The sequence below is a fragment of the Streptomyces sp. ADMS genome, assembly GCF_033441795.1.
In the GTDB taxonomy this organism is placed as follows: domain Bacteria; phylum Actinomycetota; class Actinomycetes; order Streptomycetales; family Streptomycetaceae; genus Streptomyces.
The window spans coordinates 76,522-100,593 of the sequence record NZ_JAVFVX010000019.1 but is presented as its reverse complement, the minus strand read 5'-3'; the positions used below and the strand labels follow the sequence as shown (position 1 = coordinate 100,593).

The 24,072-nt window shown below is 69.8% G+C and carries 24 protein-coding genes and 2 pseudogenes; 10 read left to right on the top strand and 16 right to left on the bottom strand.

Annotated features, from left to right (window positions below; genetic code table 11):
• Positions 1-323 precede the first annotated feature (323 nt).
• Positions 324-965, bottom strand: a complete 642-nt coding sequence (locus RB628_RS11675) for a DNA-3-methyladenine glycosylase (protein WP_318320279.1) — start codon at positions 963-965, stop codon at positions 324-326.
• Between the two features lie 146 nt (positions 966-1,111).
• Here RB628_RS11675 and RB628_RS11670 point away from each other — a divergent pair, with 146 nt between their 5' ends.
• From RB628_RS11670 to RB628_RS11660, 3 genes and pseudogenes are all read left to right on the top strand, one after another.
• Complete coding sequence (locus RB628_RS11670) at positions 1,112-1,894, top strand: sporulation protein (RefSeq protein ID WP_318320278.1); 783 nt, start codon at positions 1,112-1,114, stop codon at positions 1,892-1,894.
• Positions 1,895-2,218: 324 nt separating this feature from the next.
• A pseudogene (locus tag RB628_RS11665) lies at positions 2,219-2,320 on the top strand (YbhB/YbcL family Raf kinase inhibitor-like protein); the annotation flags it as partial.
• 143 nt (positions 2,321-2,463) lie between these two features.
• Positions 2,464-2,970 carry an HNH endonuclease gene (locus tag RB628_RS11660; protein WP_318320277.1) on the top strand — a complete coding sequence of 169 codons (507 nt, stop codon included), beginning with the start codon at positions 2,464-2,466 and terminating at the stop codon, positions 2,968-2,970.
• A 133-nt stretch (positions 2,971-3,103) separates the two neighbouring features.
• On the opposite strand, the gene RB628_RS11655 is transcribed toward RB628_RS11660, so the two are convergent.
• The 3 genes and pseudogenes from RB628_RS11655 to RB628_RS11645 all read right to left on the bottom strand — a co-directional run.
• Positions 3,104-4,054, bottom strand: a complete 951-nt coding sequence (locus tag RB628_RS11655; RefSeq protein WP_318320276.1) for an SPFH domain-containing protein — start codon at positions 4,052-4,054, stop codon at positions 3,104-3,106.
• Between the two features lie 146 nt (positions 4,055-4,200).
• Positions 4,201-4,632, bottom strand: coding sequence for an NfeD family protein (locus RB628_RS11650; protein ID WP_318320275.1), 432 nt, complete (start codon positions 4,630-4,632; stop codon positions 4,201-4,203).
• Between the two features lie 364 nt (positions 4,633-4,996).
• Positions 4,997-5,521 (bottom strand): annotated as a pseudogene (locus RB628_RS11645) (ABC transporter ATP-binding protein); the annotation flags it as partial.
• A 129-nt stretch (positions 5,522-5,650) separates the two neighbouring features.
• Here RB628_RS11645 and RB628_RS11640 point away from each other — a divergent pair.
• The gene (locus tag RB628_RS11640) at positions 5,651-6,433 is read left to right on the top strand and encodes a hypothetical protein (RefSeq protein WP_318320273.1); all 783 of its coding nucleotides are present in this window, start codon (positions 5,651-5,653) and stop codon (positions 6,431-6,433) included.
• A gap of 206 nt (positions 6,434-6,639) precedes the next feature.
• Here the strand turns inward: RB628_RS11640 and chpE are convergent, their stop codons facing one another.
• The 3 genes from chpE to RB628_RS11625 all read right to left on the bottom strand — a co-directional run bounded on the left by chpE (position 6,640) and on the right by RB628_RS11625 (position 8,812).
• Positions 6,640-6,885, bottom strand: a complete 246-nt coding sequence (gene chpE / locus RB628_RS11635) for a chaplin ChpE (RefSeq protein ID WP_189150107.1) — start codon at positions 6,883-6,885, stop codon at positions 6,640-6,642.
• 147 nt (positions 6,886-7,032) lie between these two features.
• Positions 7,033-7,674, bottom strand: coding sequence for a response regulator transcription factor (locus tag RB628_RS11630; protein WP_318320272.1), 642 nt, complete (start codon positions 7,672-7,674; stop codon positions 7,033-7,035).
• Positions 7,667-8,812, bottom strand: coding sequence for a GAF domain-containing sensor histidine kinase (locus tag RB628_RS11625; RefSeq protein WP_318320271.1), 1,146 nt, complete (start codon positions 8,810-8,812; stop codon positions 7,667-7,669). The genes RB628_RS11630 and RB628_RS11625 overlap by 8 nt, the downstream gene beginning before the upstream one ends.
• A gap of 186 nt (positions 8,813-8,998) precedes the next feature.
• On the opposite strand from RB628_RS11625, the gene RB628_RS11620 reads away from it, so the two are divergent.
• From RB628_RS11620 to RB628_RS11610, 3 genes are all read left to right on the top strand, one after another.
• Positions 8,999-9,694: an SDR family NAD(P)-dependent oxidoreductase gene (locus RB628_RS11620; RefSeq protein ID WP_318320270.1), complete on the top strand. Its 696-nt coding sequence runs from the start codon at positions 8,999-9,001 to the stop codon at positions 9,692-9,694.
• Entirely contained in the window at positions 9,691-10,740 is a 1,050-nt protein-coding gene (locus RB628_RS11615) for an S-adenosylmethionine:tRNA ribosyltransferase-isomerase (protein ID WP_318320269.1), read from the top strand. The genes RB628_RS11620 and RB628_RS11615 overlap by 4 nt, the downstream gene beginning before the upstream one ends.
• A gap of 339 nt (positions 10,741-11,079) precedes the next feature.
• Positions 11,080-11,862, top strand: a complete 783-nt coding sequence (locus RB628_RS11610) for a transglycosylase SLT domain-containing protein (protein ID WP_318320268.1) — start codon at positions 11,080-11,082, stop codon at positions 11,860-11,862.
• 76 nt (positions 11,863-11,938) lie between these two features.
• Here the strand turns inward: RB628_RS11610 and RB628_RS11605 are convergent, their stop codons facing one another.
• On the bottom strand, positions 11,939-14,461 hold the full coding sequence (locus RB628_RS11605; RefSeq protein WP_318320267.1) for an FHA domain-containing protein: 2,523 nt from the start codon (positions 14,459-14,461) through the stop codon (positions 11,939-11,941).
• Positions 14,462-14,702: 241 nt separating this feature from the next.
• Between RB628_RS11605 and RB628_RS11600 the strand changes: the two genes are divergently transcribed.
• Together RB628_RS11600 and serB are read left to right on the top strand one after the other, a co-directional pair.
• Positions 14,703-16,937, top strand: a complete 2,235-nt coding sequence (locus tag RB628_RS11600) for a streptophobe family protein (RefSeq protein WP_318320266.1) — start codon at positions 14,703-14,705, stop codon at positions 16,935-16,937.
• Positions 16,938-17,042: 105 nt separating this feature from the next.
• A complete protein-coding gene (serB, locus tag RB628_RS11595) occupies positions 17,043-18,245 on the top strand; it encodes a phosphoserine phosphatase SerB (RefSeq protein WP_318320265.1) in 1,203 nt (400 codons plus the stop codon).
• 148 nt (positions 18,246-18,393) lie between these two features.
• Here the strand turns inward: serB and RB628_RS11590 are convergent, their stop codons facing one another.
• The 4 genes from RB628_RS11590 to RB628_RS11575 all read right to left on the bottom strand — a co-directional run bounded on the left by RB628_RS11590 (position 18,394) and on the right by RB628_RS11575 (position 20,870).
• On the bottom strand, positions 18,394-18,912 hold the full coding sequence (locus RB628_RS11590) for a histidine phosphatase family protein (RefSeq protein ID WP_318320264.1): 519 nt from the start codon (positions 18,910-18,912) through the stop codon (positions 18,394-18,396).
• A gap of 85 nt (positions 18,913-18,997) precedes the next feature.
• On the bottom strand, positions 18,998-19,204 hold the full coding sequence (locus RB628_RS11585; RefSeq protein WP_318320263.1) for a hypothetical protein: 207 nt from the start codon (positions 19,202-19,204) through the stop codon (positions 18,998-19,000).
• 157 nt (positions 19,205-19,361) lie between these two features.
• The gene (locus RB628_RS11580) at positions 19,362-19,478 is read right to left on the bottom strand and encodes an SGM_5486 family transporter-associated protein (protein ID WP_318320262.1); all 117 of its coding nucleotides are present in this window, start codon (positions 19,476-19,478) and stop codon (positions 19,362-19,364) included.
• Positions 19,479-19,544: 66 nt separating this feature from the next.
• Entirely contained in the window at positions 19,545-20,870 is a 1,326-nt protein-coding gene (locus RB628_RS11575; RefSeq protein WP_412180636.1) for a CynX/NimT family MFS transporter, read from the bottom strand.
• Positions 20,871-20,916: 46 nt separating this feature from the next.
• Between RB628_RS11575 and RB628_RS11570 the strand changes: the two genes are divergently transcribed.
• Positions 20,917-21,606, top strand: coding sequence for a FadR/GntR family transcriptional regulator (locus RB628_RS11570; RefSeq protein WP_318320260.1), 690 nt, complete (start codon positions 20,917-20,919; stop codon positions 21,604-21,606).
• Here RB628_RS11570 and RB628_RS11565 read toward each other — a convergent pair.
• The 4 genes from RB628_RS11565 to RB628_RS11550 all read right to left on the bottom strand — a co-directional run bounded on the left by RB628_RS11565 (position 21,581) and on the right by RB628_RS11550 (position 24,066).
• Positions 21,581-21,934 (bottom strand): hypothetical protein, encoded by a 354-nt coding sequence (locus RB628_RS11565; protein WP_318320259.1) that lies wholly within the window; start codon positions 21,932-21,934, stop codon positions 21,581-21,583. The two genes, RB628_RS11570 and RB628_RS11565, sit on opposite strands and share 26 nt — an antisense overlap.
• A 183-nt stretch (positions 21,935-22,117) precedes the next feature.
• Positions 22,118-22,885 carry an enoyl-ACP reductase FabI gene (gene fabI, locus RB628_RS11560; RefSeq protein WP_318320258.1) on the bottom strand — a complete coding sequence of 256 codons (768 nt, stop codon included), beginning with the start codon at positions 22,883-22,885 and terminating at the stop codon, positions 22,118-22,120.
• Positions 22,886-22,890: 5 nt separating this feature from the next.
• Positions 22,891-23,610 carry a 3-oxoacyl-[acyl-carrier-protein] reductase gene (fabG, locus tag RB628_RS11555; protein WP_318320257.1) on the bottom strand — a complete coding sequence of 240 codons (720 nt, stop codon included), beginning with the start codon at positions 23,608-23,610 and terminating at the stop codon, positions 22,891-22,893.
• Between the two features lie 159 nt (positions 23,611-23,769).
• Complete coding sequence (locus RB628_RS11550; RefSeq protein ID WP_318320256.1) at positions 23,770-24,066, bottom strand: PIN domain-containing protein; 297 nt, start codon at positions 24,064-24,066, stop codon at positions 23,770-23,772.
• Positions 24,067-24,072: the final 6 nt, after the last annotated feature.

Genomic DNA, 24,072 nt, shown 5'->3' with positions numbered 1-24,072 from the left:
TCCTCCGGGCACTTTCCCTTCGGTCCTGCTGTCTTGCGATTCCGACTCTACCAGATCATTTATCTGATCCGATTCCCTGTCGGTGGGATCGTCTCAGGCTTTCTGGCTTTCGCTCGTCGGCCTTTCGACATTCACTACGTTAGCCGATTCCCTCAGCAACTCATAATCGAGTTCCGCGCGTTCACAATTCAGTGTGCAGGCACGCCGAAATTGCCCCCGCTGAGAGGGAGTCGTAGGTAGTGGGTTGGCCACTTCCGGCTGCAGGCGATCGCCGTACCCGGTTCAAGCGGCTCGGGCTACATTACGGACCCCTCTAGGGCTCGTCAAGTTGAGCGGCCACGGGGCGCATGGGCCCGATATGGGCTCACCGTAGGGTCGTTGGTGATCCAGAAGCGCCAGGGGTGGACGCCCCCGTCGCCGGCCACGCCGGTGCGCGGACCACTGCTCACCTGGTCGGAGCTGACAGGGGTGCCCGTCAGGACCGTGATTGGTGCGGCGCCGGCGGCGCAGGCGTCCGTACCGTCGAAGGCCCTGTCCACGCCCAGGGCTGTGGCCAGACGGGCCGGGCCTTTGGCCAGTTCCCTGTCATTTCGGGCTGAAAGTCGACGTTTGCGGGCGAGTGCGGCACCCTCGATGATCTCGCCGGCCCGGAGCAGGACTGCGCTCGCCGTTCCCTCGGGGCCGCACACCAGGTTTATGCAGTGCCACATGCCGTAAGTGAAGTAGACGTACACATGACCGGGCGGGCCGAACATCACGCTGTTGCGGGGTGTGGGGCCGCGATAGGCGTGGGAGCCGGGGTCGTTGGGGCCGTCGTACGCCTCCACCTCTGTGAGGCGCAGTTCGATCGGACCGTCCGGGGTGGAGCGTACGAGGACGCGGCCCAGCAGGTCGGGGGCGACCTCCAGTACCGGCCGGTCGAAGAACTCCCTGGGGAAGGGCGTACGGTCAGCGGGCGCGATCATGCCGTCCGAGCGTAGTGGAGTCGTGTTCCGGCGAGCGGGGTGGCCAGGAAGCGTCCGCCTTGCCAGGGTGAGGACGGAACCGACCACGGCCGGATCGCGTTTCTAAGGATCAAGGGATCGCTAAGGATCGCTGGAGAAGGAGAGACATGGCGTTCAAGAAGCTGCTCGCGAGCCTGGGTGCCGGTGGGGCTTCGGTCGAGACGGTGTTGACCGAGATCAACGTCGTTCCGGGCGGCGTCGTCCAGGGCGAGGTGCGGATCCAGGGCGGTTCCGTCAACCAGCAGATCGAAGGACTGTCCGTCGGGCTCCAGGCCAAGGTCGAGGTCGAGGGCGGTGACCAGGAGTACAAGCAGGACATCGAGTTCACGAAGGTGCGGCTCGGCGGTGCCTTCGAAGTGCAGGCCGGTGCCGTGCACGTCGTGCCGTTCGGGCTGGAGATCCCCTGGGAGACGCCGGTCACGATGATCGACGGTCAGCCGCTGCGCGGGATGCACATCGGGGTGACCACCGAGCTTGCCATCGCGCGTGCCGTCGACTCCGGTGATCTGGACCCCATCAACGTGCACCCGTTGCCCGCGCAGAAGGCGATCCTGGACGCCTTCGTTCAACTGGGCTTCCGTTTCAAGAACGCGGACCTGGAGCGCGGCCACATCCGCGGTACGCGGCAGAAGCTTCCCTTCTACCAGGAGGTCGAGTTCTTCCCGCCGGCGCAGTACCGGGGCCTGAACCAGGTCGAGTTGAGCTTCGTCGCCGACGAGAACGCGATGGACGTCGTGCTGGAGATGGACAAGAAGCCGGGGCTGTTCAGCGAGGGCAGTGACACCTTCCGGTCGTTCCAGGTGGGGCTGCAGGACTACCAGAGCACGGACTGGGCGGCGTACCTGAACCAGTGGCTGGCCGAGGTCGGCAGCAAGCGCAGCTGGTTCTGACAGCCGGTAGGGCGCTCCAAAGGACAACTGAAGGACAAGTGAGGGAGGGGCCTGGAACGCCGTTCGGTGTTCCAGGCCCCTCCCTCACTTCGTCACATGCGGGCGTAGCCCTGTGTTATGACCTTCTCTCGGTCCGTCGGGGCGGTGTTCTGTTCGCGCAGGGTGGTGAGTTCGGTGCTGGTCAGAGCGCGGCGGACGAGCCGGCACTCGTCAAGGGAGCCCGTGAAGCATTGCGCGGCTGATCCGGTCGCCGGAGCGGACCAGGGTCAGGTGGTGCCAGGCTGAGGCCGTCGTCGGTGCTCTTCTGCACGTACGGGATGCGCGGACGCGGACGCGTCACCGGCGTTCGTCGGATTCAATCTGCGGTTCCACGCGATCGCGCGTGCCCAACTCGTGGGTGAGTACGAGGTTCCCGCCGCAGACTGACGTTCATTGAACGTTTGCCCGCCTCTGGTCTTGGAAGTGATCAGAGGCGGGCATTTTTATTGCGTTGTCCATCTCGGCGTGCCCGGCCAGAGTTGATCCAAGCCCGCCGCGCGGTGGGCCGGCGAGCATAGGAGGTGGGCTGGATGCGGGACACGCTGGTACTGAACGCGAGCTTCGAGCCGCTGTCGACGGTGACGTTGAACCGGGCCGTCGTTCTGGTGCTGCAGGACAAGGCTGTTGTCGAGCAGGCCCACCCCGAGATCCGTATGCGCGGAGCCGCGGTCGACATACCCGCGCCGCGGGTTATCAGGCTCTGCCGCTATGTCCGGGTGCCGTTCCGAAGACAAGCACCGTGGTCCAGGCGCGGTGTGCTGGTCCGTGACCGGCACAGGTGCGCGTACTGCGGTCGGCGGGCGACGACCGTGGACCACGTGGTGCCGCGGGCGCAGGGCGGGCAGGACTCGTGGTTGAACACCGTCGCTTCGTGCGCGGAGGACAACCACCGCAAGGCGGCGCGGACTCCGGAGCAGGCGGGGATGCCGCTGTTGCGGCTGCCGTTCGAGCCGACGCCCGCAGACGCGATGCTCCTGGCTTTGGGGCAGCACGAGTTGGAGGCGCTGCCGGAGTGGTTGGCGCAGCCTGCGGCGTAGTTCTGTACCGGTGGGACTTGTCCGGGGTCCACTGGTGGTCCGTCGGCCGCGGGTCGAACATGGCTTGTCGCGCCCACGCGGCGGAGCCGCGAATGGACACTGCCCGCGCCCCTGAAGGGGCGCGGGCACCACGTCAGTCTGTGATCGACGGCTTTTCCCGGCGCTCCGAGCCGCCGCCCGAGTTGCCTCCGCCGCCCGAATTGCCGCCCAGGTTGCCGAAGTTGCCCATGGCGCCGGAGAGACCCTTGAGCGCGTCGCCGATTTCGCTGGGCACGATCCAGAGCTTGTTGGCGTCGCCCTCAGCGATCTTCGGGAGCATCTGGAGGTACTGGTAGGAGAGGAGCTTCTGGTCCGGGTCTCCGGCGTGGATGGCCTCGAAGACCGTACGGACGGCCTGGGCCTCGCCCTCGGCGCGCAGGGCGGCGGCCTTGGCCTCACCTTCGGCGCGCAGGATCGCGGACTGCTTCTCTCCTTCCGCCGTCAGGATCTGGGACTGGCGGATACCTTCGGCGGTGAGGATCGCTGCGCGCTTGTCGCGGTCGGCGCGCATCTGCTTCTCCATCGAGTCCTGGATGGAGGTGGGCGGTTCGATCGCCTTCAGCTCGACGCGGTTGACGCGGATGCCCCACTTGCCGGTTGCCTCGTCGAGGACTCCGCGCAGGGCCGCGTTGATCTCCTCGCGGGAGGTCAGGGTCCGCTCCAGGTCCATGCCACCGATGATGTTGCGGAGCGTGGTGACGGTGAGCTGTTCGATGGCCTGGATGTAGCTGGCGACCTCGTACGTCGCCGCCCGCGCGTCCGTCACCTGGTAGTAGATGACGGTGTCGATGTTGACGACCAGGTTGTCCTGGGTGATCACCGGCTGCGGCGGGAACGGCACGACCTGCTCACGGAGGTCGATGCGGTTGCGGATGGTGTCGATGAACGGCACGACGATGTTCAGGCCCGCGTTGAGTGTCCGCGTGTAGCGCCCGAATCGTTCCACGATGGCGGCGCTCGCCTGTGGAATGACCTGGATGGTCTTGATCAGGGCGATGAAGACCAACACCACCAGAATGATCAGGACGATGATGATGGGTTCCATCGTGGATCCCCGTACCCTTCTCCGCTTTGGCGCTACGGAAAGATCGTATGCCTGTTGAAGATCTTGCTTGTTGAAGATCTTGCTGGTCGAGTGTGACAGACCGTCGGCTGCCCCGTGGACGTTCCGTTCACTTACGTCGTGCGAGGTCACATGACGATCGCCGTGGCCCCCTCGATCTCGACGACGTCCACCGCCTGGCCTACCTCGTAGACGAGTTGGGAGTCGAGGGAGCGCGCCGACCAGACCTCTCCGGCGAGCTTGATCCGGCCACCCGAGCCGTCGACGCGTTCCAGGACAACGGCCTGTTTGCCCTTCAACGCGTCGATTCCGGAGCGGAGTTGGGGCCGGTCGGCGCGCTGCCGGGTCGCGATGGGCCGTACGACCGCGATGAGCGCGGTCGACACGACGGCGAACACGAGCACCTGGACGACGATTCCGCCACCGAGTCCGGCCGCGCCGGATGCCGCCAGCGCGCCCACGGCGAGCATGCCGAGTTCCGGCATCGCGGTCACCACGAGAGGGATACCCAGCGCCACAGCGCCGACAAGCCACCACACCCACGCGTCGATGTCGTTCACACCGTCATGGTAGGTCCGCAGGCCTGGTCACCGACAGGGCGCCGATCAACTTGGCACAGGCTTCTTCCAGTTGTTCCACAAGGTGCTTCATGCGCCGTCAGGACATCGGCAGGCCCTGTGCGGTCCAGCGTTCACCGACCTGCTCGACCACCAGGGGGAGGCCGAAGCACATCGACAGGTTGCGGGAGGTGAGTTCGAGCTCCAGGGGACCGGCCGCGAGCACCTTTCCCTGACGGATCATCAGGACGTGGGTGAAGCCCGGGGCGATCTCCTCGACATGGTGCGTGACCATGATCATGGAGGGTGCGATCGGATCGCGGGCGAGGCGGCCGAGGCGGCGTACGAGGTCCTCGCGGCCGCCGAGGTCGAGGCCGGCGGCTGGCTCGTCGAGGAGCAGCAGCTCGGGGTCGGTCATCAGGGCGCGGGCGATGAGGGTGCGCTTGCGCTCACCCTCGGAGAGGGTGCCGAAGCGGCGGTCGAGGTAGTCGCTCATGCCGAGGCGGTCGAGGAAGGCGCGGGCGCGCTGTTCGTCGATGTCCTCGTACTCCTCCTGCCAGCCGGCCGTCATGCCGTACGCGGCGGTCAGCACCGTCTGCAGCACGGTCTGGCGCTTGGGCAGCTTGTCGGCCATGGCGATGCCGGCCATGCCGATGCGCGGGCGCAGATCGAAGACGTCGACCTTGCCGAGGGTCTCGCCGAGGATGGTGGCGGTGCCCTGGCTGGGGAAGAGATAGCTGGAAGCGAGGTTCAGGAGGGTTGTCTTCCCGGCGCCGTTCGGGCCGAGGATGACCCAGCGCTCGCCCTCCTTGACCGACCAGGAGACCTGGTCCACCAGAGCCCGGCCCTCGCGGACCACGGATACGTCCTCCAGCTCCAGAACATCGCTCATGAGCGGGTTGTCTCCCCTTGCAGTGTCGGCCAGTCTCGCGTTCGTGTGCGCCTGTGGGCGCAGCCCCCCACGAAATCTACGCCACCGGTCGGCCGGTCCCTCCCCTCGGTCGGTCCTTAGGGTGGGGGCATGTTTTCGGAACCACGCTCAGGACGCCTGGCCGCATGGGGAAATGCCCTTTTGGCCGGACTTGTTTCGCCGGATGACGCGGTACTGGCCATCGTCGGGGAGGACGCGGTGCACCGGGTCGAGGGGCTGCCCGGCGAATCGGCGCCCGTCGGTCTCACCCTCGCGCTGGGGCGTCTGCGGGCGCTCGGTGCGTCCGGGCTGCGGATCGCGCTGCCCGCGCCCGGGCATCCCCTCGGACTGAGCGGCCCTCCCGAGTTCAACGCGCGGGCGCTGGAGGCGGAGGAGGCCGTGATCTGCCTGAACGCCGCGCTGGGGCTGGTGCCGGAGGTCCACGAGGCCGGGCCGGCCGGGGATGTGCACGTCGAGGTCGTCTGGCACTGCCTGCCGGTGCGAGAGGCTCCGCCCGCCGACGTGCCGTCCCTGGGGGAGGCCGAGCGGGAGTTGGCGGAGGCACTGCGGGACGCGACGGCGGTGTTGGCCCGGTTGGACGTCGCCGGGTCGGGGCCGGTCGCGGAGGCTGCGATCGACGCGTACCGGGCGCGGGCGGAGCGGGGGCGCGAGGTGTTGGCGCCAGGGTATCCGCCGCGGGCGGTACGGGTGCTTGAGCTGGCGCAGCGGGTCGGGATGCTGATCTCGGTTGCGTCCGAGAACGGGCACGGCGGGGCGGTGAGCGCGTCGGAGATCGCGGCGCGGTCGGAGGCGTTGCGGCCGGTGGAGCGGACGGCCCGGCGGGCGCAGGTCGCGGCGTACAACTCCGTTGTGGAGGAGCGGGGGGTTCGGTGAGGTTTGTTGCGCGGTGCTGGCCGTTGGGGGGCGTCACCAGGGGCTGCGCCCCCAGACCCCCGCTTTCGGCCTGGACGGCCTCGTCCTCAATCGCCGGACGGGCTGGAGCGCCTGGACCGGCGCTGAGGACCAGAGCCCCGACCGGCCTCCCGGGCGTACCCAGGAGGCGGGAGGTCAGGACCTCGGCCCTTCGGTGTCGCGGTTCCTCAGTGGTTGAGGCCGAGGTTGCCGAAGGCGGGGTTCAGCACACCGATGACGTTGACGCTGTTGCCCACCGCGTTCACCGGGATGTGCACCGGGGCCTGGATGAGGTTGCCCGAGGCGACACCCGGGGAGCCGACGGCCTGGCCGTTGGCGTGCGCACCGTCCGTGGCGGAGGCGAAACCGGCGCCGGCGGCGACCAGGCCACCCGCCATCATCGTCACAGCGGCGGCCTTCTTCAGGTTCTTCACTTCTGATCCCTCCCTTTGCGTTCACCGCGGCAGGTCGCCGCGGCACGCACTGAAGAACGCCGGAGATCCGGGAAGGATGCGCCATCCGGGGGACATTCCCACGACGGTATGAATCTCAGCCCGGAAGGGAACGTTCCGGATTGCCGGTCATCCGGTCACACCATGACGTACCGCCCACAACGCCGCTTGTGTACGGTCCGCCAGGTCGAGTTTCATAAGGATGTTCGAGACATGCGTCTTGACCGTCTTCTCGGACAGCACCAGGGCACGCGCTATCTCCCGGTTCGAGCGGCCGTCCGCGATCAGGGTCAGCACCTCCCGCTCCCGCTCGGTGAGCGAACCGCCCCTCCCCTGGCCCGAGTGCGTCTCCTCCTGGCTCAGCAGCGCGCCCGCGACCTCGGGCTGGAGCAGGATGTGTCCGGCGTGCACGGAGCGGATGGCGCCGGCGAGGGCGTCCGGGTCGATGTCCTTGTAGACGTACCCCGCGGCGCCGGCGCGCAGGGCCGGGACCACCGTGCGCTGCTCGGTGAAGCTCGTGACGATCAGCACGCGCGCGGGGTTGTCGAGTTCGCGGAGTCTGCGCAGCGCCTCGACGCCGTCCATTCCCGGCATCTTGACGTCCATGAGGACGACGTCGGGTTTCAGTTCCTGCGCGCGGTCGACTCCCTCTGCGCCGTCCGACGCCTCGCCCACGACCTCGATGTCGTCCTGTACTTCGAGGAACGTGCGCAGGCCCCGGCGGACCACCTGGTGGTCGTCGACGAGCAGCACCTTGATTGCGTCAGCCACCGGGGACCTCCATCTCGATCGTGGTGCCCTTTCCGGGCGCCGATTCCACGTCCAGCCGGCCGCCGACCCCGCTCGCCCGGTCCCGCATGGAGACCAGGCCGAGGTGGCGTCCGGCGCTGCGTACGGCTTTCGGGTCGAAGCCGCTGCCGTCGTCGGTGACGCGCAGGGCGGCGCCCTGGCCGCGCTTCGCCAGGGTCACTTCCACCCGGGCTGCCCCGGAGTGCCGCAGCGCGTTGTGCAGGGCCTCCTGGGCGACCCGCAGCAGGGCTTCCTCCTGGGCGGCCGGCAGGGCGCGGACCCCGCGGCTGTCGAAGGTCACGCGCGCGGAGTGCGCGCGGTCGAGAACCTGGACGTGAGTGCGGAGCGTGGCGATCAGGCCGTCCTCGTCCAGGGCCGTCGGGCGCAGTTCCACGACCGCCGCGCGCAGTTCGTCGGCGGCCTCCGCGGCGAGTGCGGCCACCTGCTGCAGTTCGCCCTTGGCGCGGGCGGGGTCGCGGTCCACCAGGGTGGCGGCTGCCTGGGCCGTCAGGCGCAGGGAGAACAGCTTCTGGCTGACCGCGTCGTGCAGTTCGTGGGCGAGGCGGGAGCGTTCCTCGGCGATGGTCAGTTCGCGGCTGCGTTCGTAGAGGCGGGCGTTGGTCAGGGCGATCGCCGCGTGCTGGGCCAGGATGGCGAGGAGGCCCTCGTCGTCCTCGGTGAAGCCACAGCCGCCGGCCGGTTTCGCGCACCTCTTGTTCGCCAGGAACAGCGCGCCCAGTACCTCGTCGCCGTCGCGGATCGGCAGGCCCAGGAAGTCGGACATGTCGGGGTGGGCGGACGGCCAGCCCTCGAAGCGCGGGTCCTCGCGGACGTCGGCCAGGCGCTCGGGCCGGGCCTCGTGCAGCATCGCGGCGAGGATGCCGTGCTGGCGCGGGAGCGGGCCGATGGCCTTCCACTGGGCGTCGCTCACGCCGTCGACCACGAACTGGGCGAAGCCTCCGTGGTCGTCGGGAACGCCCAGCGCCGCGTACTGCGCGTCGAGCAGCTCTCTGGCGGAGGCGACGATCGTCTTGAGGACGTCGCGTACCTCCAGGTGCCTGCTCATTGCCAGCAGCGCGGCGCTCACCGCGGACAGACCGGACGTGGGGCCTGGACTCATGCCCTCACGGTACCGGCGGGGGGTGACAGTGCGTATCCGTCCTGTGGCGGGCCGGCCCGGGGCCAGGGACCTAGACCGAAGGGCCCCACCGTATTGCGGCCCCCGGACGAGGCGGCCGGGACGGTCGCGTTCCTACGTTGGGTGCACTGCCGATCACCGGCAGCCGAGGACGAGGGGACGCATGTCATGCCGGTAGCGATCATCACAGGGGCTTCCAAGGGACTGGGTCGGGCGCTGGCCTCGGCGCTCGCGCGACGCGGCTGGGATCTCGTACTGGACGCCAGGACCCCGGAGGTCCTGCACGCCACCGCCGAGGTGCTCTCCGCGTACGGAGTACGGGTGGAGGCCCTCCCCGGTGATGTCACGGACGCCGGTCACCGGGCCGGACTGGTCTCGGCGGCGCGGCAGCTGGGCGGCGTCGATCTGCTGGTGAGCAACGCGAGCGCGCTGGGCGCCATACCGCTCGTACGCCTGGAGGGGCTGTCCCTGGAGGGGCTGCGGCAGGCGCTGGAGGTGAACGTGGTGGCCGCGCTGGGCCTGGTCCAGGAGGCGCTGCCGCTGCTGCGGGAGTCGGCGGCCGGGACGGTGGTCACCGTGAGTTCGGACGCGGCGGTGGAGGCGTACGGGACGTGGGGCGGCTACGGGGCGTCCAAGGCGGCCCTCGATCAGCTGGCGGCGGTGCTCGGGGCGGAGGAGCCCGGGATGCGGGTCTGGGCGGTCGATCCCGGTGACATGGCGACGGACCTGTACGCGGCGGCCGTACCGGACGATGCCGATCCGCGTCCGGAGCCCGGCAGTGTCGTGCCCGCGTTTCTGCGGTTGCTGGACGAGCGGCCGGCGAGTGGGCGGCACTCGGCACCGTCCCTGCTGGAGGGGCGATGACGCTGGCCGTACAGGTGCCGGAGGAGTTGTCGGCGCGGGTGCCGGCCGAGCAGCGTGGGGCGGGGCTGGACCGGGACGACGTACGACTGCTCGTGTCGCGTGGGACAGCGGTGTCGCATCACGCGTTCGGCGGGCTGCCCGGGCAGCTGCGGGCCGGGGATCTGCTTGTCGTCAACACGTCGTCGACGCTGGCCGCCGCGATGGACGGGTGGATCGGGTACGCGCGCGTGGTGGTGCATTTCTCGACGCGTGGGGACGACGGACGGTGGGCCGTCGAGCTGCGGGATCCCGATGGGACGGGCACCACGCGCGCGCGTACGGGCGGGCCCTCGGGGACGGAGGTGCGGCTTCCCGGGGGTGGCGGGCTGGTTCTTGAGGAGCCGCTGACCGGGCGCGGTTCCCGGTTGTGGTGGGCACGGGTGGAGGGGCAGGTGCTGTCTCTTCTGCGGGAGCACGGACGGCCCATTCGTTACTCCTATACGGAACGGGATCAGCCGTTGTCCGTTTATCAGACGGTGTTCGCGCTGCCGTCCTGTGACGGGGCGGGCAGCGCGGAGATGCCGAGTGCCGCGCGGCCCTTCACCGCGCGGCTGGTGGCGGAGCTGGTGAGCCGGGGGGTGCAGTTCGCGCCCGTCAGGCTGCACACAGGGGTCGCGTCGGCGGAGGCGCACGAGCAGCCGTATCCGGAGAGGTTCGCGGTGCCGGAGGCCTCGGCGCGGCTCATCAACGCCGTGCGAGCGGGCTGCGGGCGGGTCGTGGCGGTAGGTACGACGGCCGTGCGGGCCGTGGAGTCCGTGGCCGGGCCGGACGGTGTGGTCCGGGCGGCCGAGGGGTGGACCGACCTGGTGGTGACGCCCGAGCGCGGGGTGCGGGTCGTCGACGGGCTGCTGACGGGGCTGCACGAGCCGGAGGCGTCGCATCTGCTGATGCTGGAAGCGGTCGCGGGGCGGGCGGCGGTCGACCGGGGGTACGGGGAGGCGCTGCGCCTGCGGTACCTCTGGCACGAGTTCGGGGACGTGCATCTCCTCCTTCCGGCGGAGGGGTGAAACAGATACCTCACGCTGAGCATTGCTCTCGCAACTAGTGGTGAGACAGGCATGGAGGTCATGTGACCCCGCACATAGGACCCACATCACTTACTAGGGGCCATAGGAGACAAACACTCACTCGGTGAGCGGGAAAGACGCTCCGATCTGTCCTATTTTGCCCTTCCCGGATCCACTACCCCCCGTAGTACGTCACACCTTTGCCACACAATTTTGCGGCCGCTAAGAATGGCAGCCGTCGCTCAACGCCGCGGGTCCGCCCGCGGCGTTTGTGCCGGAAGCACCCTGTCCCCCCGGACGCCGAGCGACCTCCGCGCTATTCGAAGAGGTCCATCCGCAATGCCGAAGAACACCGCCACTCCTGATCATGGCCGTCTGTCGGCCAGGACCCGCAAGCTCGCGATCGCCGGTGCCGCCACGCTCAGCGCCGCCGCCCTCGCGTTCACCCTCGTGCCGGGAGACGCACAGGCCACCTCCGAGACCGTCTCCGTCGCCGCTCCCGTGGTGTTCAGCCAAGGGCAGGTCAAGGAAGTGAAGGCGAGCGTCACCGACCAGCTGGCCGGCGCGACCGTGAAGGCCGAGGCCGCCGCGGCGAAGATGAAGGCCGCCGACGCCGCTGCCGCGAAGAAGAAGGCCGCCGCGGAGAAGGCTGCTGCCGCGAAGAAGAAGGCCGCCGCGAAGAAGAAGGCCGCCGCGAAGAAGAAGGCCGCGGAGAAGGCGGCGAAGGAGCGCAAGGCGAGGGAGGCCGCGAGCCGGTCCGCCAAGCGCGCCGCGATCAAGAAGGCAGCCGCGAAGACGTACGCCAACAACCTCGACGGCTGGATCAGGGAGTCCCTGGACATCATGAAGTCCAAGGGCATCCCGGGTTCGTACAACGGTCTGTACCGCAACATCATGCGGGAGTCCTCCGGCAACCCGAACGCGATCAACAACTGGGACATCAACGCCGTCAACGGCACCCCGTCGATCGGTCTGCTGCAGGTCATCAAGCCGACCTTCGACGCGTACCACGTCTCGGGCACCGTCCACAGCCAGTACGACCCGGTCGCCAACATCACCGCCGCCGCCAACTACGCGGCCGACAAGTACGGCTCGATCGACAACGTCAACGGCGCGTACTGAGGTCGCGCGGACCTCTCGTACGCCGAAGGGCGGCACCCCCACCGGGGTGCCGCCCTTCGCCGTCGTACGGCCGTGGTCACTTGCGCATGACCTCGGGCTCGTGGCGGCGCAGGAAGCGGGCCACGAAGAACCCGCAGATCACGCCGAGGGCGATCAGGGCGGCCATGTCGATGCCCCAGGCGGTGGCCGTGTGGTCCCAGAGCGGGTCCGTGCTGCCGGGGTCGTCGACGTTCGGACTGATCTTGTTGAAGTCCAGCGTGGCACCGGCGGCTGCGACCGCCCAGCGGGACGGCATCAGATACGAGAACTCGTTGACGCCGATGTTGCCGTGCAGGATGAACAGACAGCCGGTGAACACGACCTGGATGATCGCGAACATGACGAGCAGCGGCATGGTCTTCTCCGAGGTCTTCACCAGGGAGGAGATGACCAGACCGAACATCATCGACGAGAAGCCGAGCGCCATGATCGGGATGGAGAGTTCGAGCAGCACGAACTTGCCGAAGATCAGGCCCTCGTCGGGGATCGTCCGGCTGGCGAAGCCGATCGCGCCGACCATGAAGCCCTGCAGGACCGTGATGAAGCCGAGGACGATCACCTTGGACATCAGATACGCGGAGCGCGACAGGCCGGTCGCGCGCTCCCGCTCGTAGATGACCCGTTCCTTGATCAGCTCGCGGACCGAGTTCGCGGCGCCGGCGAAGCAGGCGCCGACCGCGAGGATGAGGAGGACGGTGGTGGCCGTGCCGTTCGGGACGTTGAGGCCGCTCCGGCCCACCTTGCCGGGCAGCAGGGTCTTGTCGGGGTCGATGAGCAGGCTCACCGCGCCGAGCACCGCGGGCAGGATCACCGTCAGCGCCAGGAAGCCCTTGTCGGAGGCGATGACCGCCGTGTACCGCCGGATCAGGGTCATCAGCTGGGAGCCCCAGCCCTGCGGCTTGGGCGGGCGCATGGACTGCGCGGACGGCATGTGTACGGACTGCGGGGCGACGGCGTCGATGTCCGCGGCGTACATCTGGTAGTGCTGCGATCCCTTCCAGCGTCCCGCCCAGTCGTAGTCGCGGTAGTTCTCGAAGGCGGAGAAGACATCGGCCCACGTGTCGTAGCCGAAGAAGTTCAGCGCCTCCTCCGGGGGACCGAAGTAGGCGACCGAGCCGCCTGGCGCCATCACGAGGAGCTTGTCGCAGATCGCCAGCTCGGCCACGGAGTGCGTGACGACGAGGACCGTACGGCCGTCGTCGGCAAGGCCGCGCAGCAGCTGCATGACGTCGCGGTCCATGCCCGGATCGAGACCGGAGGTCGGCTCGTCCAGGAAGATCAGCGACGGCTTGGTGAGCAGCTCCAGGGCCACCGAGACGCGCTTGCGCTGGCCGCCGGAGAGAGAGGTGACCTTCTTTTCCTTGTGGATGTCCAGTTTCAGCTCGCGGAGCACCTCGTCTATACGGGCCTCGCGCTCCTGCGTCGTGGTGTCGGCGGGGAAGCGCAGCTTGGCCGCGTACTTGAGGGCCTTCTTGACGGTCAGTTCCTTGTGCAGGATGTCGTCCTGCGGGACGAGACCGATGCGCTGGCGCAGCTCGGCGAACTGCTTGTACAGGTTGCGGTTGTCGTAGAGGACGTCGCCCTCGTTGGCGGGCCGGTAGCCCGTGAGCGCCTTCAGGAGCGTCGACTTGCCGGAGCCGGACGGGCCGATGACCGCGATCAGCGACTTCTCCGGGACGCCGAAGGAGACGTCCTTGAGGATCTGCTTGCCTCCGTCCACCGTGACCGTCAGATGGCGGGCCGAGAAGGAGATCTCGCCGGTGTCGACGAACTCCTCCAGACGGTCGCCGACCAGGCGGAACGTGGAGTGGCCGACGCCGACGATGTCGTTCGGGCCGAGCAGCGCGGTGCCGCCCTTGGCGATCGGCATGCCGTTGACGTACGTGCCGTTGTGCGAGCCCAGGTCGCGGATCTCGAATCGGCTGTCGGGCGTCGCGTGGAACTCGGCGTGGTTGCGGGAGACCTGGAGGTCGGAGACGACCAGGTCGTTCTCCAGGGCGCGGCCGATGCGCATCACGCGGCCGAGGAGCAGTTGGTGAAAGGTGGTCGGGCTGCGGTCGCCGTACACCGGCGGCGCCCCCGCGTCCGGGCCGGGGCCCTGTTGCTGCGGGATCGCGGCGGCCTGCTGGTGCGGCTGGGACTGCGGCCAGCTCTGTTCCGGGGTCTGCTCCGGCACCTGCTGCTGGGCCCAGCCGGGGCTCGCGCCCTGGGCCGCGAAGGGCTGCTGCTGGGCCGGCTGTGCCACCTGCGGCGTCGCGACCGAGGCGGCGCTGCTGGAGAGGTTCAGGCGCGGGCCGTCGATCGCGTTGCCGAGATGGACGGCCGAGCCCGGCCCGATCTCCATCTGGTGGATGCGCTGCCCCTGTACGAAGGTGCCGTTGGTGCTGCCGTGGTCCTCGATCCCCCAGCTCCGGCCGCCCCAGCTGATCGTGGCGTGCCGCCAGGAGACCCTGGCGTCATCGAGCACGATGTCCCCCTGCGGATCACGTCCGAGGGTGTAGGGCCTGGACGAATCGAGCGTCCAGGTCCGTCCGTTCAATTCCAGTACGAGTTCCGGCACTCCATGCCCCACTGAGTTGTCCCCCGAAATTTGCCCCAACACGGGGAGTCTAGGGATGTCGAACATCGTGGGGAACTATTTCAGGCTCACCCCCCTGACCGAAAGTCGGGTCTTGCGGACGGGGCGTGGAAGCGGACAGCGACGCGCCGTTGACGGGGTGGAAACCGGCCCGGAGAGTGGTAATTCCACGCGAGGGGGACACGCACGGTGCACCGCCGCCGCGCGGATCGGGGGGCCGACGATGAGCATCGAGACAGTCGAACAGGGGCGGAGGCTGCCGTGGGGGGATGTGCTGCTCTCCGCGATCGCTGCTGTGAGCTGGGCGTTGATCGGAATGGCGGGCACCGCGGCTCTCGGCCTGCATCTGCTGGAGGCGGACTCCACGGCCTCGCTCGGGCCGATGACCGCGGCGGTTGTGGCGCTTGGGGCGGGTGGTTCGGTCACGCCGTCCGGTGATGTGTCGGCCTTCGGCCTGAAAGGAGCGGAGGCGGCCACAGCCGTCGAGATCGCGCCACTGGGCGTCGGCCTGGTGGGCGCGGTGCTCTTGTCGTGGTTCTTCCTACGGTCCCTGCGCGGGGCGGGAGTGGTGATCTCCCCGTCCGAACTCCTCGCGCGCGCGGGCGCGGTGATCGCCCTCTTCGTAACCACCCTGGGCGGGCTGGCCTGGGCGGGGCACGACGTCATCACGATCGACGGCGGCGGTCTGGGCCTCGACGATCTGCCGGGCACGGGCGGCGGGGGCGGCGGGATCGACGTCCCCGGGCTCGGTGACATCAGTGGTCTGCTGCCCGACCGGGTCGGCGACCTGGTCAACGCGAAGGCGGCGGTCGGCTTCACCGTCGACACGCTCCCCACCCTGCTCGGCGGTCTTGTCTGGGCGGCCGGGGTCCTGGCGATCGCCCTGCTCGCCTCCCGCCGCACTCCCCTGCCGCGCGGCTGGGAAGCGGTCCACCACGTCGTACGTCCGGCTGCGTCCGCCCTGGTCACGGTACTGCTGGTGGCGGTGGCGGCGGGGCTCGCGGCGGCCTGCTACGCGGCGATCGGCGACGCCCACCCCAGGCGCATCGCGGGCGCGGCCCTGCTGGGCGCTCCCAACGGGGTCTGGCTGGGCGTTCCGATCGGCTTGTTCGTCCCGTTCGACGGCAGCGCGTCCGGGGTGCTGGTGAACGTCCTCCCTGACCCCCTGGACCGGCTCCTCAGCTCGGAGGCCGACCAGTCGGTCAGCCTTCGCAGTCTGGCCGAACTGGACAGCCGTGTGTGGCTGTTGGGAGTCGCGGCGGCCTTGATGATGCTGCTGGCGGGCATCCTCGCGGCGGCGCGGACGCCGCTGGCCCGCGGTGTCGGCCCGGACGACGTCAACGGCCGGGTGCCCCTCGCCGTGCGGGATCCGGGTGCTCTGCGTTTCGCCGGCCGCTGCGCGTTGCGGCTGGGGGTGGTGACCGCGGTGGCGCTGCCGCTGCTCGCCCGGCTGGCGGAGGTGTCCGTGGACGCCTCGATCTCGGTCCTGGGCTTCGACGCGTTCGGCGCCGGAATCGAACTGCACGGGCAGCTGGTCGCTGCTCTGTTGCTGGGCGCGGTGTGGGGCGCGGGCGCGGGGGCCGCGGGCGCGGTACTGGCGTACGCGAGCGGGGCGGCGGGGTGGCGGGCGGTGCCGCTGGCACTGGGTGACGCGTGGGTGAGGACGGCCGGGCCGGGAGGGGCGGGGGCGGCGCCCGGGGCCACGGGGATGACGGGGGTGACGGGTACGGCGGCCGAGGAGGCGCGGTACGGCGTTCACCCGGAACAGGCCGCCGGTCCCGGTCGGTATCCCGGTCCGTACGTGCCCAACTCGCCGTACCGCCCGCCCAACCGCGACACCAACCCGTATCTGCGGCTGCCCGACGGGCTTGTGGAGCCCGAGGACGCGCGGCCGGCCGAGCCGGGTCCGCCCTACGGTCGCGAGCAGGGGCCCGGGGCCGGGGCGGGGCCCGGGGCCGGGGCGGGGCCCGGGGCCGGGGCGGGGCCCGGGGCCGGTCCACCACAGGAGGGCGGCTCGGTCCCCTACGGTCGTCGGCCGTACGAGGGCGGGTGGACGCCCGGTGTCCCGCGCACGGAGGCACGGTCGCCCGACGGAAGCAGTGCGCCCGGGCGGACAGGTTCCAGCGGGGGGAACGGGCCAGCCAGCAGCGGCGATCCCGGCGGGAGGGGCGGCTCCGGTGAGGGGACCGGTTCGGGTGACGGGAGCGGCCCGACTGAGGGACCTGGCCCGGGTGAGGGGCGCGGCCCGGCTGCAGGACGTGGCCCGGGTGAGGGTGAGGGGGAACAGCCGCCCGAGAACATGTACGGGCTTCCCACCATGGCCAGGCCGGTGTCGCCGCCGCCGCGGACCGGGGGGCGCGGGGGCGGCTCGTCGCAGTCCGTGCCCGCGAAGCGGACTCCTCCCCCGCCCCCGCCACCGCCACCGCCGCCACCACGCACACCCAGGGGGCCCCGCTGACCTGCTCGTAAGGTCTTCGCCGCCCTCGCGAAACGTACTGTTTTCTGTCCGTCAGGCGGACCGCGTGCGCGGTAGGCACTGGGTGCCGGATACGGTGGAAACACCATGAACGCTACGCAGACCGCTGACGTACCCACTCTTCTCGTAAAAATCTTCGGCAAGGACAGGCCGGGCATCACCGCCGGCCTGTTCGACACGCTTGCCGCCTACTCCGTGGACGTGGTCGACATCGAGCAGGTCGTCACGCGTGGCCGCATGGTGCTGTGCGCGCTCGTGACACAGCCGCCTGCCGGGCTCGAAGGCGATCTGCGGGCCACCGTCCACAGTTGGGCGGAGTCCATGAAGATGCAGGCGGAGATCATCTCCGGGCTCGGTGACAACCGGCCGCGCGGGCTCGGGCGTTCCGTCGTCACCGTGCTCGGGCATCCGCTGACCGCCGAGTCGACCGCCGCGATCGCCGCGCGGATCACCAGGACCGGCGGCAACATCGACCGTATCTTCCGTCTCGCCAAGTACCCCGTGACGGCGGTCGAGTTCGCCGTCTCCGGAGTCGCGACCGAGCCGCTGCGCACCGCCCTGGTCACCGATGCGGCGGCACTCGGTGTCGACGTCGCGGTCGTCGCGGCGGGGCTGCACCGAAGGGCGCAGCGGCTGGTCGTCATGGATGTGGACTCGACGCTCATCCAGGACGAGGTGATCGAGCTCTTCGCCGCGCACGCGGGGTGCGAGGACGAGGTCGCCCAGGTGACCGCCGCCGCGATGCGCGGGGAGCTGGACTTCGAGCAGTCGCTGCACGCGCGCGTGGCGCTGCTCAAGGGGCTCGACGCGTCGGTGGTGGACAAGGTGCGCAGCGAGGTCCGGCTCACGCCGGGGGCGCGCACGCTGATCCGTACGCTGAAGCGGCTCGGCTTCGAGGTCGGTGTCGTCTCGGGTGGGTTCACCCAGGTCACAGATGACTTGAAGGAGCGGCTGGGGCTGGACTTCGCCCAGGCCAACACGTTGGAGATCGTGGACGGAAAGCTGACGGGCAAGGTCGTCGGCGAGATCGTGGACCGGGCCGGCAAGGCCCGGCTGTTGCGGCGGTTCGCGGCGGAGGCGGGCGTGCCGCTGGATCAGACCGTGGCGATCGGTGACGGGGCGAACGATCTGGACATGCTGAACGCGGCGGGGCTCGGCGTCGCCTTCAACGCCAAGCCCGTCGTGCGGGAAGCCGCGCACACCGCGGTGAACTTCCCCTTCCTGGACACCGTGCTGTATCTGCTGGGCGTCACTCGGGAAGAGGTCGAGGCGGCGGACACCCAGGAGTAGCCCTCTGGAAGTCTCGTGGGGCGGGAACTGTTCGGTTTTGGGCTTCGTCGCCGGGACCGCGCGTTACAGGCTGTGCCCACCCGTTCCACCCTTGCGGAACGTCTGCCCACAGCCTGCCTCGTACCGCCGCTTTCTCCGGCCCGGGGCCCTATTCCGTCGGTGCCCAGAAGTCGAGCAGTGTTGCCGTTGCCGGCTCCAGTGCTTTCCAGGAGCCCGTGAAGGAGAGCACCGCGAAGGCCGCTGCCGGGAAGCCCCGGCTGGTCAGCCTTGTGCGGGTGTCACCCTCGGACTCGTCGGCAAGGATGTCGGTGAGAGCCTGTACTCCTGGGTTGTGGCCGACCAGGACCACGTTCTGGGTGTCGTCCGGGGTTTCGTTGAGCAGGGCGATGAGCTCGCCGGGTGAGGCCTCGTAGATCCGCTCCTCGTAGACGGTCTTCGGCCGTCGCGGGAGTTCCTGGACCGCGTGTTTCCAGGTCTCGCGGGTCCGGGTGGCGGTGGAGCAGAGGGCCAGGCCGAAGGGGATGCCGGTGTCGGCCAGTTTGCGCCCGGCGACAGCGGCGTCCTTGCGGCCCCGATCAGCGAGCGGTCGCTCGTGATCGGTCACCTGGGGCCAGTCGGCTTTCGCATGCCGGAAGAGGACGATCCTGCGGGGTTCTGCGACGCTCATGGCACCCAGCTTCGCATGAAACACGCCACGGGGCGCAGGGAGTTGACGGGCGGCTCCGCAGGTGGGAATGAGGTGTTCACGGCGTTCAGCGCGTCACCAGCTCCCGCGCTCGCTCAAGGAAGTGGGTTATCAAGGGGTCACCCGTCGCCGCCTGGGCGTCGGTCGGGTGCAGTATCAGCGCGAGCAGCGCGACGAACGCGAGTACCGGCAGGGCCAGGGCCCACCACGGCAGCCGTATGTCGACTCCACGCGTGGTCGCCGGAAGGGGCCGGGAGTGCGTGCGGGCCGACATGATGCCTCCGTGGGTCTTCGGGCCGTCCGTGGCCCGCTTCTCGCGGCCACACCTCGAAGTTACGGAACCTTCGGACCTCAACCCATCCGGTGATCCACCCACTTGACCCTGAGACTCACCCCCTAGGGGTTGGTGGGGATACCCCCACCAACGGTCCTCACGGTGAGGCGATCGTCGCGATGATGGCGATGAACACGAAGATGGCGAAGAACGAGCCGAAGACGAGCAGCATCTTCTTCTGGCCGTTCTGGGGGTTCGGGTCGAGCACTGGCATACGGCCAGTCTCGCACCCTGCTCGGTCACCCGTCCTCCCGGGGTGCACGCCCCGCCCGGGGTGCGGTCAGCGGGCCGCCGCCTCGTCCTCCACGGTGCGATCACGTCCCGCCAGTACGCCCACCACCATCTGCGGCAGCATCAGGCCGGCCATCATCGCGAGCGGCAGCCCCCAGCCGCCGCTGTGCTGGTAGAGCACCCCCACGAGGAGGGGGCCGGGGATGGAGATCAGATAGCCGGTGCTCTGCGCGAAGGCCGACAGCTGGGCGACGCCCGCGCCCGTCCTGGCCCGCATCCCGACCATCGTGAGGGCCAGCGGGAAGGCGCAGTTGGCGACACCGAGCAGTAGCGCCCATGCCCAGGCGCCGCCGGCCGGCGCGAGGTACAGGCCCGCGTATCCGAGAAGTCCGCAACAGCCGAGCACGATCACGATCGGCCCCTGGTGGGACAGGCGTGTGGCGACGCGCGGTATGACGAAGGCGAGCGGCACACCCATCGCCATGGTGACGGCGAGCAGCAGGCCGGCGGTGCCTGCCGGGACGCCCGCGTCCCGGAAGATCTGCGCCATCCAGCCCATGGTGATGTAGGCGGCGGTGGCCTGGAGCCCGAAGAACACGGCGAGCGCCCAGGCCGTACGGCTGCGGGTGATGCGCAGCGCGCCGGCCCTCTGCCCGGCGCGGGACGTCCCGCGCGCGGGGGCGACTTCCTGCCTCCCGTCGCCCGCGCCCCCTTCGCGTACCAGCGGAATCCAGGGCACCACCGCCGCCGCCGCGAGAAACGCCCAGACGGTCAGTCCCGCCTGCCAGTTCCCGCCCAGCGCCCCGGTCACGGGCACGGTGATCGCCGCCGCGGCGGCGGTGCCCAGGGCGAGGGCCATCGAGTACAGGCCGGTCATGGAACCGACCCGGTCCGGGAACCAGCGTTTGACGACGACCGGCATCAGGACGTTGCTGACCGCGATGCCCATGAGGGCGAGCGCGCTGGCGGCCAGGAATCCGGCGGCGGTGCCCGTGTAGGGCCGGATCGCGAGGCCGGCGGCGATGGCGGCCATGCCCGCGCACACGACCGCTCCGACGCCGAAGCGGCGGGCCAGACGCGGTGCCATGACGCCGAAGAGGGCGAAGCAGAGCGGGGGTACGGAGGTGAGCGCTCCGGCCGCGGTGCCGCTCATGCCGAGTCCGTCGCGCACCTCTTCGAGGAGGGCGCCGAGGCTGGTGATGGCAGGGCGGAGGTTGAGGGCGGACAGCACGATGCCGACGACGACCAGCCGGGTGAGCCACGCGCGCGTGGCTGTCACCCCGGTCTCGCTCTCCGGCTCGGCCGCCGCACCGCGTATGGACATGGCCGTGGACGTCGTCGTCCGGGTTTCCTCGCTCACCATGACAGCCAGCATAGAATCATAGGATGATTGGTTGTACTCCCCCATGTGCAGGTGTGCCGTGCCGCCGCTGAGCCACCCCCGTAGATCGGCCCTGTCCGAGCAGGTCATCGCCGCACTCCGGAACCAGATCACCTCGGGCGAGTGGCCCGTCGGCTCCCGCATCCCCACCGAGCCCGAGCTGGTCGAGCAGCTCGGAGTGGCCCGGAACACAGTCCGCGAGGCGGTCCGGGCCCTCGCGCACAACGGGCTGCTGGACATCCGCCAGGGCTCGGGCACGTACGTCGTGGCGACCAGTGAGCTGGCCGGGGTGATGCACCGCCGGTTCGCCGGCGCGGACCCGCGGCACATCGCCGAGCTGCGGTCCACGCTGGAGTCCGGCGCGGCCGAGCTGGCGGCCCTGCGGCGCACCGAAGGCGACCTCAGGCAGCTGGACGCGCTCCTGGCGCGGCGGGAGGATGCCTGGGCCTCCGGGGACACGGAGGCGTTCGTGACGGCCGACGCGAGCCTGCACATGGCGGTGGTGGCCGCATCCCACAACGACGTGATGACGGCGATGTACGCGGACCTGGGCGAGGTGCTGCGGGACTGGCTGCGCGACGACGTGGGTGAGGAACTGACCTCTCGGTCGTACGTGGACCACGCTCCGCTCGTCGACGCCATCCGCGCGGGCGACGCGGCGGCCGCCGCCAGGGAGGCGGCGGGTTATCCGTTCGCGTGCCGCCTCAGGGCGTCCGCTTCTGGTGGCTGACCCACACCGAGCGGACCTCCTTCCAGCATCGTCCGGTGAGCCGTACGGTCTGCGCGGGCCCGGCCTCGACCGAGGTGCCGTCGCTGTCGAGGTCCCACCAGCGGTCGCACTCGATGTGCAGACGCACCCGGTCGGTGGCCACGTAGGGGTTGTGGCAGTACGCGGTCACCTGGGAGCCGGTGACCCGCGTGTGGCACGTGGCGCCGAAGGGTTCGGGCCGTTCCGGTTGCCGTCCCTCCACGCGCGCGTGCGGAACAGCCTCGTACGGAAGGGTGGCCAGGAGAGCTACGGCGACGAGCAGCGGGGCGAAGCTGCGGAACAGGCGCACAAGGAGGACCTCCTCGGCCGTGCTGGGGAGGGAACGCGAGGTGAACGCGTAATCCAGAGTGCCCAGTTACCCCTCTCCCCCGCCCGACCGGATGAGCCGAACGGGTGATGCACCGAGGGCCCGCGCCGGAACGGAACGCGAGCCCTCGAAATGCCGGCCGAGCCTCGGGGGCGCCGGCGGCGGTCACGCTCCGATCGCGTGCAGCCCGCCGTCGACGTGGATGATCTCGCCGGTGGTCTTGGGGAACCAGTCGCTGAGCAGGGCGACGACACCGCGGCCGGCCGGCTCGGGGTCCTTGAGGTCCCACTCCAGGGGCGAACGGTCGTCCCACACGGCAGCCAGCTCGCCGAAACCCGGGATGGACTTGGCGGCCATGGAGGCGAGGGGGCCAGCGGAGACGAGGTTGCAGCGGATGTTCTGCTTGCCCAGGTCGCGGGCGATGTAACGGCTGGTGGCCTCCAGGGCGGCCTTGGCGGGGCCCATCCAGTCGTACTGCGGCCAGGCGAACTTCGCGTCGAAGGTGAGGCCGACGACCGAGCCGCCGTTCTGCATCAGCGGCAGGCAGGCCATGGTGAGCGACTTCAGGGAGTACGCCGAGACGTGCATGGCGGTGGCCACGGACTCGAACGGGGTGTTGAGGAAGTTGCCGCCGAGTGCGTCCTGCGGGGCGAAGCCGATGGAGTGCACGACGCCGTCGAGGCCGCCGAGCTCCTCGCCGACGAGGTCGGCCAGCCGGCCCAGGTGCTCCTCGTTCGTGACGTCGAGCTCCAGGACCTTGGTGGGCTTGGGAAGCTTCCTGGCGATGCGCTCGGTCAGGGTGGGCCGCGGGAACGCGGTCAGGATGATCTCGGCGCCCTGCTCCTGGGCCAGCTTGGCGGTGTGGAAGGCGATGGACGACTCCATCAGCACACCGGAGATCAGGACGCGCTTGCCCTCGAGAATTCCGCTCATGGTGATCAGTGACCCATTCCCAGTCCGCCGTCAACAGGGATGACGGCTCCAGTGATGTACGAGGCGTCGTCCGAGGCGAGGAACCGCACCGTTGCTGCGACCTCCTCCGGCCGCGCGTACCGGCCGAGCGGCACCTGCGAGACGATGCCCGCGCGCTGCTCGTCGGTGAGGACCTTGGTCATGTCGGTGTCGACGAAGCCGGGCGCGACCACGTTGAAGGTGATGTTGCGCGAGCCCAGCTCACGGGCGAGGGAGCGGGCGAAGCCCACCAGACCGGCCTTGGAGGCGGCGTAGTTGGCCTGCCCCGGCGAGCCGTACAGCCCGACGACCGACGAGATCAGTACGACGCGGCCCTTCCTGGCGCGCAGCATGCCGCGGTTGGCACGCTTGACGACGCGGAAGGCGCCGGTGAGGTTGGTGTCGAGGACAGACGTGAAGTCCTCCTCGGACATGCGCATCAGGAGCTGGTCCTTGGTGACACCGGCGTTGGCGACGAGGACCTCGACCGGGCCGTGCTCGGCCTCGATCTCCTTGTAGGCCTGCTCCACCTGCTCGGTGTCGGTGATGTCGCACTTGACGGCGAGGCAGCCCAGTTCGGTGAGTGCGGCCGGCGGCTCACCGGAACGGTATGTGATCGCGACCTTGTCGCCGGCTTCGGCGAACGCGCGGGCGATGGCGAGGCCGATGCCCCGGTTTCCTCCGGTGACGAGAACCGAGCGGCTCAACAGATCACCCTTTCGTTAGCGGTTCAACGCCTGTCCGAACACCCGGGTGACAGGCTGCTTCTCCGAAAACCTATCGGTCCGCCGGCGCCCGCGGACAATCGGGCACCGACAGTGGCTCACCCCTGGTCCTGTCGGGTCCCTACAGTCGGGGCGTCCGGGTCAGCCGGCCATACCGGGCGCCTGGGCTGCCAGTCCGGCCTCCCGGGCGGCGTCGAGCATCCGTTTGTCATAGGTGACGAGCGAGTCGAGCGCGTCCCCGATGACCAGGGCACTCGCCACGTGGATGGCGTCGAGGGACCGGAGCGTGGCCGGAACCCTGGTCGCCAGGTCTCGCACCTGCTCGGTCAGGAGGATCTCGGTGACCACACGGTCCAGATCGGCCAAGGCGTCCGGGAACGACCCGACCTTGTCGAGCTGCCGTACCGTCTCGACCATGCCGACGGTGCTGGTGCCCACGGGGAG

Bases quoted from the DNA above. Each gene is read 5' to 3' on its own strand.
- fabI (WP_318320258.1), bottom strand. From the start codon at position 22,885: ATGAGCGGAATTCTCGAGGGCAAGCGCGTCCTGATCTCCGGTGTGCTG.
- RB628_RS11590 (WP_318320264.1), bottom strand. From the start codon at position 18,912: ATGAGCGTCGCAGAACCCCGCAGGATCGTCCTCTTCCGGCATGCGAAA.
- RB628_RS11585 (WP_318320263.1), bottom strand. From the start codon at position 19,204: ATGTCGGCCCGCACGCACTCCCGGCCCCTTCCGGCGACCACGCGTGGA.
- RB628_RS11610 (WP_318320268.1), top strand. From the start codon at position 11,080: ATGCCGAAGAACACCGCCACTCCTGATCATGGCCGTCTGTCGGCCAGG.
- RB628_RS11575 (WP_412180636.1), bottom strand. From the start codon at position 20,870: ATGCTGGCTGTCATGGTGAGCGAGGAAACCCGGACGACGACGTCCACG.
- RB628_RS11675 (WP_318320279.1), bottom strand. From the start codon at position 965: ATGATCGCGCCCGCTGACCGTACGCCCTTCCCCAGGGAGTTCTTCGAC.
- RB628_RS11620 (WP_318320270.1), top strand. From the start codon at position 8,999: ATGCCGGTAGCGATCATCACAGGGGCTTCCAAGGGACTGGGTCGGGCG.
- RB628_RS11600 (WP_318320266.1), top strand. From the start codon at position 14,703: ATGAGCATCGAGACAGTCGAACAGGGGCGGAGGCTGCCGTGGGGGGAT.
- serB (WP_318320265.1), top strand. From the start codon at position 17,043: ATGAACGCTACGCAGACCGCTGACGTACCCACTCTTCTCGTAAAAATC.
- RB628_RS11625 (WP_318320271.1), bottom strand. From the start codon at position 8,812: ATGAGTCCAGGCCCCACGTCCGGTCTGTCCGCGGTGAGCGCCGCGCTG.
- RB628_RS11670 (WP_318320278.1), top strand. From the start codon at position 1,112: ATGGCGTTCAAGAAGCTGCTCGCGAGCCTGGGTGCCGGTGGGGCTTCG.
- RB628_RS11640 (WP_318320273.1), top strand. From the start codon at position 5,651: ATGTTTTCGGAACCACGCTCAGGACGCCTGGCCGCATGGGGAAATGCC.
- RB628_RS11655 (WP_318320276.1), bottom strand. From the start codon at position 4,054: ATGGAACCCATCATCATCGTCCTGATCATTCTGGTGGTGTTGGTCTTC.
- RB628_RS11615 (WP_318320269.1), top strand. From the start codon at position 9,691: ATGACGCTGGCCGTACAGGTGCCGGAGGAGTTGTCGGCGCGGGTGCCG.
- RB628_RS11660 (WP_318320277.1), top strand. From the start codon at position 2,464: ATGCGGGACACGCTGGTACTGAACGCGAGCTTCGAGCCGCTGTCGACG.
- RB628_RS11580 (WP_318320262.1), bottom strand. From the start codon at position 19,478: ATGCCAGTGCTCGACCCGAACCCCCAGAACGGCCAGAAGAAGATGCTG.